Genomic DNA, 12,170 nt, shown 5'->3' on the forward strand with positions numbered 1-12,170 from the left:
ATATGACTAAAGAAAAGATAGATGAATTAGTAACTATAAGTAGAGAAAAATATAAGCTATTAGAGGATATGTGTAAGTATACAATAGCTCAAAAGGAATATATAGAAAAAGAAGATATGGATAGTTTAAATGAACTTTTGGATAAAAAAGATACTTTAATAAAAAAAATAGATCAATTAGATATATCTTTTTTAATAATATTTTCTCAGGTTAAAAAAGAAGAAGCTGTTGAAAATATAGAACAATTAGATATTAAAAAGTATCCAAATTTAAAAGAATTAAAAGATGTAGTAGTAGAAATATCTTCAATTTTAATGACTTTATCTCTGCTAGATAAAGAAAATAGTGAAAATATTAAGCAAAAACTTAAAGCTACTAAGATGGAATTGAAAAGAGTAAGGGAAGGGCAAAGAGCATATAAAGGGTATAATAAAACTGAAGCTGGAAGTATGATGATAGATGAAAAAAAATAGGCATATATGCCTATTTTTTATTTTAGAGTTACAGCATGTTGTGTATGATAGTCTTTAATGCACAAGAATAAGAATAAGTATAAAGGAGAAAATTATCAAACAATATGCACAATTATGTAATAAAATAAAAAATAATGATATCAAGATTATATCAATAGATTTATCCACAAGTTTATAGGGAGATTAACAATAATCCACAGAGTAATCCACATTATCCACAAAAAATCAATTATGTTATCCACAAACTATCAACAAAAGCTTGTGAATATATTAATAAATAAATATTCAAATTTAGTAAATAAAATTCAATAAGCATTTTTTATAGTTTTTTGTTTACATACTTCATATTAGTGGGTATATTATAATAATAAAGGTATAAGTGTTTTGCCTATATGAAAGGAGTTGTGGTTTATGAAACTTACATTTGTTGGTAAGAATATTGAGGTAACAGAAGCTTTAAAAGATGTAACGGAAAAAAAGCTTGGAAAGTTGGAAAAATATTTTCAAGGGGATGTAGAGGGTAATGTTGTCTATAGTGTTGAGAGGAATAGAAAGATAATTGAAATAACCATAAACCTACCTGGAACTATACTTAGAGCTGAAGAATCTAGTGATGATATGTATGCAGCAATAGACAAAGCTGTAGATATATTGGAACGTCAAATACGAAAGCATAAAACTAAACTGCAAAGACGATATAAGAATGGGGAAACTATAAGATTTGAAAATATAGAACCGCTACAAGAGGAAGAAGATAGACCAAAAATAGTACGGACTAAAAGATTTGATATGAAACCTATGAGTGTAGAAGAGGCTATTTTACAAATGGAACTTTTAAGACATAACTTTTTTGTATTTATGAATGCAGAGTCAGGGGACTTAAATGTATTATATAAAAGAAAAGATGGAAACTATGGGTTGATAGAACCTGAAATATAATAGTATAATTGATATAGATTATATTTAATATAAATTAAAATTGCAGGATATATCCTGCAATTTTAATTTGTATAAAGGAGATGATTAAATGTTTGTTGAAGCTATATTATTTTCATTGATCATTGGTATTATTAGAGGAGGAAAACTTAAGAATTTTAAGGGAGTAAATCAAAAGACTTTATGGATGTTAATAATAGGAATATTAATGCAGTACATTTTAGTATTTTTGAATAGAATAGAACAAATGAAGATAGTAAATGATATACTTTCTTATACTAAAATAATCCTTATATTTTCCTATATATTAATTTTAATTGGAATATTTACAAATATTAAGTTTAAATCCTTATGGGCAGTATTAGTTGGATTTATATTAAATTTATTAGTTATGATAGCTAATGGTTGGAAAATGCCCATACTACTTGAAGGAGTAAATTTAATTGGATTTGAAACCTTATATGAATTAATAGAAAAAGGTAAAAGTAGTTTTTATGTGGCTATTGGAGAAAATATAAAATATTCAATATTAGGAGATATAATAATATTTGCAAATCCTTATCCAATTGCTAGAATAATAAGCATAGGAGATATAATAATAAGCTTTGGTATATTTGCTTTTATTCAAGAAGTAATGTTAAGAGAAACTTCTTTTATAGGAGGATACAGATGGTAATAAATGGTATATCGTTGTAAGAAAAATAAATAAGTGATAAAATATAATGATAAATATTATATTGGTGATGTTGAAAGGTGGTTTAAATGATGAAAAGCTTATTTGAAAAGGTATTTGGTTCATATAGTGATAGAGAATTAAAGCGTATTGAACCTTTAGTAAATAAAATAGAAGCATTAGATGAAGAAATGCAAAATTTATCTGATGAAGAACTTCAATATAAAACTATTGAGTTTAAAGAAAGATTAAATAAAGGAGAAAATTTAGACGATATTTTACCAGAGGCGTATGCAGTTGTTAGGGAGGCATCTGATAGAGTCTTGGGTATGAAACATTTTAGAGTACAATTAATGGGGGGAATAATCCTTCATCAAGGCAGGATAGCTGAGATGAAGACAGGAGAAGGTAAGACATTAGTTGCTACTTTGCCTGCATATTTAAATGGTTTGACCGGAGAAGGTGTCCATATAGTAACAGTAAATGATTATTTAGCTAAAAGAGATAGACAGTGGATGGGGAAAGTATATGAATTTCTAGGATTGACTGTAGGATGTATAGTTCATGGGATGAATAATAATGAAAGAAAAATGGCTTATAATTGTGATATAACTTATGGAACTAATAATGAATTTGGATTTGATTATTTAAGGGATAATATGGTTATATACAAAGAAGAGATGGTGCAAAGAAAATTAAATTATGCAATAGTAGATGAAGTGGACAGTATATTAATAGATGAAGCTCGAACTCCTCTTATAATATCTGGTAGAGGAGAGCAGTCTACTGAACTATATAAGATGGCAGATTCTTTTGTAAAAACACTAAAAGGAAGAGTTATAGGTCCTCAAGAGGAAAAGAAAGATCCATTTGATAGAGAAATAAAAGAAGAAGTAGTAGATTTTATAATAGATGAAAAAGCTAGGTCTTGTAATCTTACAGAAAAGGGCATTAAGAAAGCAGAAAGCTATTTTGGCTTAGAAAATTTAGCTGATCCCAACAATATGGAAATAGCTCATCATATAAATCAAGCATTAAAAGCTAGATATATTATGAAAAGGGATATAGACTATGTGGTACAAAATGGTGAAGTGATTATAGTAGATGAATTCACTGGAAGATTGATGTACGGTAGAAGATATAGTGAAGGGCTTCATCAAGCTATAGAGGCAAAAGAAGGATTAAATATAAAAAGCGAATCTAAAACATTAGCTACAATTACATTTCAAAATTATTTTAGAATGTATGAAAAACTAGCTGGTATGACAGGTACAGCAAAGACAGAAGAAGCTGAATTTACTGAAATATATGGAATGGATGTAGTAGAAATTCCTACAAATAGACCAGTAATAAGAGAAGATTTTCCAGATGTGATATATAAAACTGAAGAGGCCAAATTTAGGGCTATAGTAGAGGAAATAAAACAAAAGCATAGTACTGGGCAGCCTATTTTAGTGGGAACTATATCTATTGAAAAATCTGAATTGTTGAGTAAAATGTTGAAAAAGGAAGGAATACCACATCAAGTATTAAATGCTAAATATCATGAAAAGGAAGCAGAAATAGTAGCACAAGCAGGAAGATTTGGAGCAGTAACAATTGCTACCAATATGGCAGGTAGAGGGACTGATATTGTTCTTGGAGGTAATCCTGAATATTTAGCGAAACTGGATTTGAAGAAAAAGGGCTACTCGGAGGAAATAATTTCAGTTGTAGATAGTTTTATTGAAACTGATGATGAAGAGGTTCTAAAAGCTAGAGAGAAATATAAAAAATTATATGAAAAGCATAAAGAAGAAACAGACAAAAATGCTAAAAAGGTAATAGAAGTAGGAGGACTTCACATAATAGGAACCGAAAGACACGAATCCAGAAGAATTGATAATCAGCTTAGAGGACGTTCAGGACGTCAAGGAGATCCAGGTTCATCTAGATTTTATATATCGTTAGAGGATGATTTGATGAGGTTATTTGGAGGAGATAAAATTAAAGATATGGTTGATAGTCTAAATATGCCAGAAGATGAACCTTTAGAGCATAAATTACTCACTAAATCCATAGAAAATGCCCAGAAGAAAGTAGAAGGTAATAACTTTGCTATAAGGAAACATGTATTACAATATGATGATGTAATGAATAAGCAAAGAGAAATAATATACGGAGAAAGGAAGAAAGTACTAGAAGGAGAAAATTTAAGAGAGCACATATTGGGCATGTTAAAGAATATAATAGAAAATGCTGTAGATATGTATACTATGCAGAGCAAATATCCAGAAGAATGGGATATGGCTGGATTAGAAAACTATTTAGTTAACTTGTTTTTACCTAAAGGAGCATTAAAAATTAAAAACATAGAGTCTTTAGATAGGGATACATTAGTGGATAAAATATACAGTATTGGAAAGAAAATATATGAAGATAAAGAACAGGAAATAGGAGAAGAAACCTTTAGAGAAATAGAGAGAATTATACTTCTTCAGGTTGTAGACAGTAAATGGATGGATCATATTGATGCTATGGATCAGTTAAGGCAGGGAATAGGTTTAAGAGCTTATGGTCAGGAAGATCCAGTGAGAGCATATCAAATAGAGGGTTTCGATATGTTTGAAGAGATGAATCACAGTATACAAGAAGATACTATTCGCTATTTATTCCATGTGGAAACTCCAGATAAGATGGAAAGAAAGAGAGTAGCCATTTCTATGTCTGAGGATAAAAAATCTAATGAGCCTATAGTTAAAGGTAAAAAAATAGGTAGAAATGATCCTTGCCCTTGTGGTAGTGGCAAAAAATACAAAAAGTGTTGTGGTGCATAATAATTTACGTATAATAGAAAGGAGTAATTATGGAAGAAATTTATTTATATAAAGAAAAAGTAGAACAAATGGAACAAATATTAGACGAATTAGGTGTTTCCCTTTGACTTAGAGGGATTAAAAGAGAAAATAGTTAAATTAGAATTAGAAACTTATAAAGAGGATTTTTGGCAAAATGTAGATAAGGCTCAAAAGATAATGCAGGAACTAAAAGGTTTAAATAAAAAAGTAGAGGAGTATGAAAACTTAAAAAAATCTGTTGAAGACTTAAAAGTGTTAATTGAATTGGCAATAGAAGAAGAAGACTATCAAGTATATAAGGAAATAGAAACACATTATGATAGTATATCTGAAGAAGTGGAAACATTTAAATTATCTGTTCTACTTAATGGCCCTTATGATAAAAATAATGCTATATTATCTATTCATTCAGGAGCAGGGGGCTTGGAGGCTCAAGATTGGGCAGAAATGCTGTTTAGAATGTATAAAAGATGGGCTGATAGAAAAGGGTTTAAGGTAGAAATATTGGATTATATACCAGATACAGAGGGTGGAATAAAATCTGTAACTATGTTAATTAAAGGATTTAATGCTTATGGATATTTAAAATCAGAAAAGGGAGTTCATAGATTAGTACGTATTTCTCCTTTTGATGCTTCAAATAGAAGACATACCTCTTTTGCAAGCATAGATGTATATCCAGAATTAGATGATGAAATAGAAGTGGAAATAAATGAAGGGGATTTAAAGATTGATACCTATAGAGCTAGTGGTGCAGGCGGTCAGCATGTAAATACTACAGATTCAGCTGTAAGGATAACTCATGTACCGACAGGTATTATGGTTCAATGTCAAAATGAAAGATCACAACACAGTAATAAAATGACAGCTATGAGGATGCTAAAGGCAAAACTTATTCAATTAAAGGAAGAAGAAAAAAAGGAAAAAATAGAGGATCTTCAAGGTGAATATACTCAAATAGCCTGGGGTTCTCAAATACGTTCATATATTTTTCATCCTTATAGTATGGTAAAAGACCATAGGACTAATGTAGAAGTAGGTGACATAAATAGGGTAATGGATGGAGATATAGATGTATTTATAAACGAATATTTAAAGCAAAAGACCCTTTAAAAAAGGGTCTTTTTTCTAAAAATTGGCAGGATATATTGGCTGCATTATAGAATATACAAATGTAGTACATTAAGTGTAGGAAGGAGATATTATGAATATAATAAAAATATTAATGAATGAATTTAAATTAAAATCTTTTCAAGTAGAAAATACTGTAAAACTGATTGATGAAGGAAATACTATACCTTTTATTGCTAGATATCGTAAAGAGCAGACAGGAAATTTAAATGATGTTACTTTAAGGAAGCTATATGATAGGTTGAATTATTTGAGAAATTTAGAAAATAGGCAGGAAGAGGTAATTCGTCTAATAGATGAACAAGGTAAACTTACAGAAGACTTAAAAGAGAATATATTAAGGGCTGAAACTCTCCAAAGGGTGGAAGATTTATATAGACCTTATAAACCTAAGAGAAGAACAAGAGCTACAATTGCCAGGGAAAAAGGATTAGAAGGTTTAGCTAATACTATACTTGATCAAAATATAAAAAAAGGATTTTTAAAGAAAGAGGCATTAAAATATATAGATGAAGAAAAAGGTGTAAGTAGTGAAAAAGAAGCTTTAGAAGGCGCTATGGATATAATTGCAGAAATTATTTCTGATAATGCTGAGTATAGAGATTTAATAAGAAAAATAGCATATGAAAGAGGTATTATTCAAGTAGAAGCAGTTCAAAAGAATAAAGAATCTGTATATGAGATGTATTATGACTATAAAGAAGCTGTAAAAACTATTGTTAATCATAGAATTTTAGCTATAAACAGGGGTGAAAAGGAAAAAATTTTAAGAGTTAACTTAGTGTTACCAGAAGAAGAAATACTTTTAAAACTTAAATCCCTGATTATAACCAATAAAGAAGGAGATACTTTTCATTATCTAAAATTAGCTATTGAAGATAGCTATAAAAGACTTATATTTCCTTCAATAGAAAGAGAAATTCGCTCTATTTTAACAGAGAGAGCAGAAGAAGAAGCGATAAATGTGTTTGCATTTAATTTAAAACCATTATTGATGCAGCCACCTATAAGTGGGAAAGTGGTTATGGGAATAGATCCAGGATTTAGAACTGGATGTAAAGTAGCAGTAGTAGATGATACAGGGAAGCTACTATCTACTACTACTGTATATCCTACAGAACCACAAAAGAAGATAGAAGAGACAAAGAAAGAATGGAAAAAATTAATTGATAAATATGATGTAGATATAATAGCCATTGGAAATGGTACTGCATCTAGAGAAACAGAATTAGTAGTAGCTGATTTAATAAAAGATTTAGATAAGGATATATCCTATGTAATAGTAAGTGAAGCAGGGGCCTCTGTATATTCGGCTTCAGTAGTAGGACAAGAAGAATTTCCAGATTTAGATGTGTCTCTTAGAGGAGCCGTATCTATAGCTAGAAGACTTCAAGATCCATTAGCAGAATTAGTAAAGATTGAACCAAGACATATAGGAGTAGGACAATATCAGCATGATTTAAATCAAAGTAAGTTAAATGAAGCTTTAACAGCAGTTGTAGAGGATTGTGTTAACACTGTAGGAGTAGATTTAAATACTGCTAGTGTTTCATTGTTAAAATATGTATCAGGAATATCTTCAAGAATTGCTTCTAATATAATTAAATATCGAGAACAAAATGGAAAGTTTTCTAGTAGAAATGAACTACTGAAGGTAAAGGGAATAGGGAATAAAACTTTCACTCAATGTGCAGGTTTTTTAAGAATTCCTGAAGGAGATAATATATTGGATAATACGGCAGTTCATCCTGAATCCTATTCTGTTGCAGAGGAGCTATTAAATATGAATTTTTATGAGAAAGATATAAAATACTTATCTAGAAAGTTAAATGTAGGATATCATACCCTTAAAGATATAATAGAAGAGCTTAAAAAGCCAGGTAGAGATCCAAGGGATAAGATGCCAAAACCAATATTTAGAACAGATGTACTAAAAATAGAAGATTTAAAAGAAAATATGGTACTTACAGGGACTGTTAGGAATGTAGTAGATTTTGGTGTTTTTGTGGATATAGGGATAGAGGAAGATGGTCTAGTTCATATATCGGAATTATCTAATAGATATATAAAACATCCAAAAGAAATAGTAAAAGTAGGAGATATAGTTAAGGTAAAAATATTAAATGTGGATAAGAGTAGGGGGCGAATTTCACTTAGTATGAAGCAACTTTAACTATAAGGGGGAATTATATTGTGCTACAAGGAGAATAAAAATGAAAACTATAGTTCATTAATTGGAATTATTAGTTCCAATTACCGGGGGAATGGTATAAAACCTTATAAAAAATATGTTCATGAATATTTTAGCCAAGGAGGAGGACTTTTATATATTTCTTCTAAATATAAAGAAAATGATACTGTAGATTGTTTAGCAAAACTTTGGGAACTAGATATTGTTTATCTGTGCAATAATGGACAAATTATTTTTATACCAAGAGAGGATTTTTTTGATAGAAAACGTATAAATGTCAAAGAATTTTTGCAAATATTAACAAAAGGGTTAAACAAATTAAATATAGAAGAATCTAAAAAAAAATCTATTTATTTAGCAGTGGATTCATTTTGGGTTGATTTTTTTAAAGAGGATTTTGGGAATTTATATAATAATCTATTAAAGCTATGTAGAACTAAAAAAAGCAGTGCAATTCTTAGGTACATAATAGAAGAATTACAAGAAGAATGCATATATAGCATATTTATCAATCATGAATATTTATTTGTAGATGGAGTAGAAGACTATAAAGTATATACCCCAAAGAACTTAATGTATGAGTCTATAAATATGGTATCTAAATATGATATTATGAAAAGAATGTATGAAAAAGAAATGATGAGAATAGAGCATTTAAAAACATTAGGTGAAATGATGGAAGGGACTGTTCATGATATAAATAATTTATTAGTTACTATATTGGGTTATGTTCAATTATCTATGAATATTAAAGAGCTTAAAGAGATAGAAGATTATTTAAGAATAATTTATAGGACTGTAATGGATGGACAAATAATTGTAGATAGGTTTAAACATCATATAAAGGGTAGTTATAATTCATTAAAGAATATATATAAATTTAATGATATAGTAAAATCTTGTATAGACATGACTGAGCATAAATTTAAATCTTCTATTGGTAAAAAAGGAAATTTAGAATTAATAATAGATTTACAATCAAAGGGTTTTGTGTATGTTAATGAATATGAGATAAGACAAGCTATAATAAATATAATATTAAATGGTATAGATGCTATGGATGAAGGTGGACAAATGGTTATAAGAACTTACGATATAGGAAATCAAGCAGTATTGGAAATTTCAGATACGGGAAAAGGGATGGATGAACAAACTAAATCTATGATATTTAATCCTTTTTTTACTACTAAGGGGAATGAAGGAACAGGTTTAGGACTTAGCATAGCTAAGAAAGTATTTGATAATCATAAGGCTAAAGTTTTTATAGATAGTGAATTGGGACAAGGATGTAAATTTACTATATATTTTCCATTAGGGAAAAAAATATATAAAGTTGCTGAATTGAATGATAGAGAGTATAATATTAATTAGAGTAACGAAATAATTTAAAGGGGGAGTAGATATGATTTTTATTAAAAATGGAAGAATATTTACTATGACAGGAGAAGTAATTGAAAACGGTAGTGTTCTAATTGATAATGGGAAAATAGCAGAAGTGGGGGAAGACTTAGTGGCTCCACTAGATGCAGAAGTTATTGATGCAGATGGTAAAATGGTATTGCCTGGTTTTATTGATGCACATTGTCATATTGGTATGTGGGAAGAAGGCATGGGATTTGAAGGTGATGATGGTAATGAGTGGGTAGATCCAGTAACTCCCCACCTTAGGGCTATAGATGCTATAAACCCAATGGATGAGGCTTTTAAAGAAGCTTATACAGGAGGAGTAACCACAGCTGTTACAGGACCAGGTTCTGCTAATGTAATAGGAGGTATGTTTGTTGCTATAAAAACTTGTGGTAAAAGAGTAGATGATATGATACTTAAAGAACCAGTAGCTATGAAAATAGCTTTTGGAGAGAATCCAAAACGTGTTTATGAATCCCAAAAGAAATCACCTATAACTAGAATGGCAACAGCAGCAGTATTGAGGGAAACTCTATATAAAGCTAAAGTTTATCAAGAAAAGAAAGAAAAAGCAAAAGATGATCCATCTAAGATGCCAGAGTTTGATATGAAGATGGAAGCACTACTTAAGGTGTTAAATAAGGAGATACCTTTAAAAGCTCATGCTCATAGAGCTGATGATATATTTACTGCCCTTAGGATAGCAAAGGAATTTGATTTAGATATAACATTAGATCATTGCACAGAAGGTCACTTAATAGCAGACTATCTAAAAGATGAAGGGAGAGGAGCTATAGTTGGACCAACTCTTTCTAATAGATCAAAAGTTGAATTAAGAAATTTAACCTTTGATACCCCTAGGATACTTCATGAAGCAGGAGTTAAAATAGCTATAATGACCGATTCCCCAGTAATACCTCTCCATTATTTACCTATATGTGCAGGATTGGCAGTTAAATCTGGATTAGATGAAATGGAAGCATTAAAGGCTATTACTATAAATCCTGCAGAAATTGTTGGAATTGATGATAGAGTAGGTAGTATAGAAGTAGGCAAAGACGCAGATATAGTAATATTTGATGGAAATCCTATTAAAGATATTGATTGTAAGACTTATACTACTATAATAGATGGAGAAATTGTTTATAAGATGGATAAATAATAAGTTTTGTAGGAAGGGTGTATGTTTTGAAATTAGGATTTATAGTAAACCCCATAGCTGGTATGGGAGGTAAAGTTGGTCTAAAAGGTACTGATGGTGCTGAAGTACTAAAAAGAGCCATTGAATTAGGAGCCTATCCTGAAGCAGGTATAAAAGCAAAAAAAGCATTAGAAGTCCTTGTTCCTTATAAAGAACAGATTGAAATAATCACATCTCCAGGCTCTATGGGAGAAGAGATATCCAAAGAAGTTGGATTTAAGCCCATAGTAATAGGAAAGATTAAAGATACTACAGGACCAAAAGATACGGAGATGGCAGCAAAAGAGATGATTCACAAGGGAATAGACTTACTCTTATTTGCTGGTGGAGATGGCACTGCAAGAAATATATATAATGCTATTGGGAATAAGATTCCAGTTATTGGAATACCTGCAGGAGTAAAAATTCATTCAGGAGTCTATGCTAATCATCCAAGAGCTGCAGGCGAAATAGCCTTGAAATACTTAAAAGGTGAAGAAATGGACGTAAAAGAAGTTGAAGTAATGGATATTGATGAGGAAGCCTTCCGGGAAGGTATAGTAACAGCAAAACTATATGGCTATATGAAGGTTCCTTTTGAACCAGATCTAATACAAAACCAAAAATCTGGTGGTATAGAAGGAGAAGAAGCAGCACTAGATGGTATATCTGATAGGATTATAGAAGATATGGAGGAAGATGTACTTTATATAATTGGCTCAGGTACAACTACTAGGCCTATTATGGAAAAACTTGGGCTTCCCAATACTTTATTAGGCATAGATTTAGTTAAGAACAAGAAATTAGTAGCTTCAGATGTAAATGAAAAGGAGATACTTCAGTATTTAAAAGATAATAAAGCTAAGATAATAGTTACCGTAATAGGAGGGCAAGGATATATATTTGGTAGAGGAAATCAACAGATAAGTGCTCAGGTAATTAAGAAAGTAGGCAAAGAGAATGTTATAATAATAGCCACAAAGAAAAAACTAATGTCCTTAGGAAGAAGACCTTTGTTGGTAGATACTGGAGATGATGAGGTAAATAAGATGTTTAATGGATATATGAGGGTTAGAACTTCCTATACAGAAGAAGTGGTTCATATGGTGAAAGGACTCTAGGTCAAATAAAAGGGATAGGTAATTTTGTTTGATTTGACAATATTAATGATAAATATTATATTGATATAACTAAATAAACATCTTCAGGGCGAGGTGCAATTCCTCACCGGCGGTATAGCCCGCGAGCTGGTAAATCCAGTTGACTTGGTGCAATTCCAAGGCCGACAGTGAAAGTCTGGATGGGAGAAGATTATACTTGAACTATGGGAGATAGATTTACT

Annotated in this window: 9 protein-coding genes and 1 riboswitch; all 9 genes read left to right on the forward strand. The window is 30.4% G+C overall.

Annotated features, from left to right (window positions below):
- The first annotated feature begins 2 nt into the window (after nt 1-2).
- The 9 genes from JL105_RS01735 to JL105_RS01775 all read left to right on the forward strand — a co-directional run bounded on the left by JL105_RS01735 (nt 3) and on the right by JL105_RS01775 (nt 11,949).
- Nucleotides 3-473: a flagellar protein FlgN gene (locus JL105_RS01735; protein WP_132025332.1), complete on the forward strand. Its 471-nt coding sequence runs from the start codon at nt 3-5 to the stop codon at nt 471-473.
- Between the two features lie 411 nt (nt 474-884).
- Nucleotides 885-1,412 (forward strand): ribosome hibernation-promoting factor, HPF/YfiA family, encoded by a 528-nt coding sequence (gene hpf, locus JL105_RS01740; protein WP_132025330.1) that lies wholly within the window; start codon nt 885-887, stop codon nt 1,410-1,412.
- Between the two features lie 88 nt (nt 1,413-1,500).
- Nucleotides 1,501-2,085 (forward strand): DUF5317 family protein, encoded by a 585-nt coding sequence (locus JL105_RS01745; protein WP_132025328.1) that lies wholly within the window; start codon nt 1,501-1,503, stop codon nt 2,083-2,085.
- 89 nt (nt 2,086-2,174) lie between these two features.
- Complete coding sequence (secA, locus tag JL105_RS01750) at nt 2,175-4,898, forward strand: preprotein translocase subunit SecA (protein WP_132025326.1); 2,724 nt, start codon at nt 2,175-2,177, stop codon at nt 4,896-4,898.
- A gap of 29 nt (nt 4,899-4,927) precedes the next feature.
- A protein-coding gene (gene prfB, locus JL105_RS01755) for a peptide chain release factor 2 (protein WP_202690559.1) occupies nt 4,928-6,032 on the forward strand; the annotation gives its coding sequence in 2 pieces (ribosomal slippage) (nt 4,928-5,002 and nt 5,004-6,032; 1,104 coding nt in all).
- A 91-nt stretch (nt 6,033-6,123) separates the two neighbouring features.
- Nucleotides 6,124-8,223 (forward strand): Tex family protein, encoded by a 2,100-nt coding sequence (locus JL105_RS01760; protein ID WP_202690560.1) that lies wholly within the window; start codon nt 6,124-6,126, stop codon nt 8,221-8,223.
- 18 nt (nt 8,224-8,241) lie between these two features.
- Nucleotides 8,242-9,612: a sensor histidine kinase gene (locus tag JL105_RS01765; RefSeq protein WP_132025322.1), complete on the forward strand. Its 1,371-nt coding sequence runs from the start codon at nt 8,242-8,244 to the stop codon at nt 9,610-9,612.
- Between the two features lie 31 nt (nt 9,613-9,643).
- A complete protein-coding gene (locus tag JL105_RS01770; RefSeq protein WP_132025320.1) occupies nt 9,644-10,810 on the forward strand; it encodes an amidohydrolase in 1,167 nt (388 codons plus the stop codon).
- Between the two features lie 17 nt (nt 10,811-10,827).
- Complete coding sequence (locus JL105_RS01775) at nt 10,828-11,949, forward strand: ATP-NAD kinase family protein (RefSeq protein ID WP_132025318.1); 1,122 nt, start codon at nt 10,828-10,830, stop codon at nt 11,947-11,949.
- Nucleotides 11,950-12,024: 75 nt separating this feature from the next.
- Nucleotides 12,025-12,144, forward strand: a riboswitch (FMN riboswitch).
- Nucleotides 12,145-12,170 lie beyond the last annotated feature (26 nt).

The organism is Keratinibaculum paraultunense, assembly GCF_016767175.1.
Classification (GTDB): Bacteria; Bacillota; Clostridia; order Tissierellales; family Tepidimicrobiaceae; genus Keratinibaculum; species Keratinibaculum paraultunense.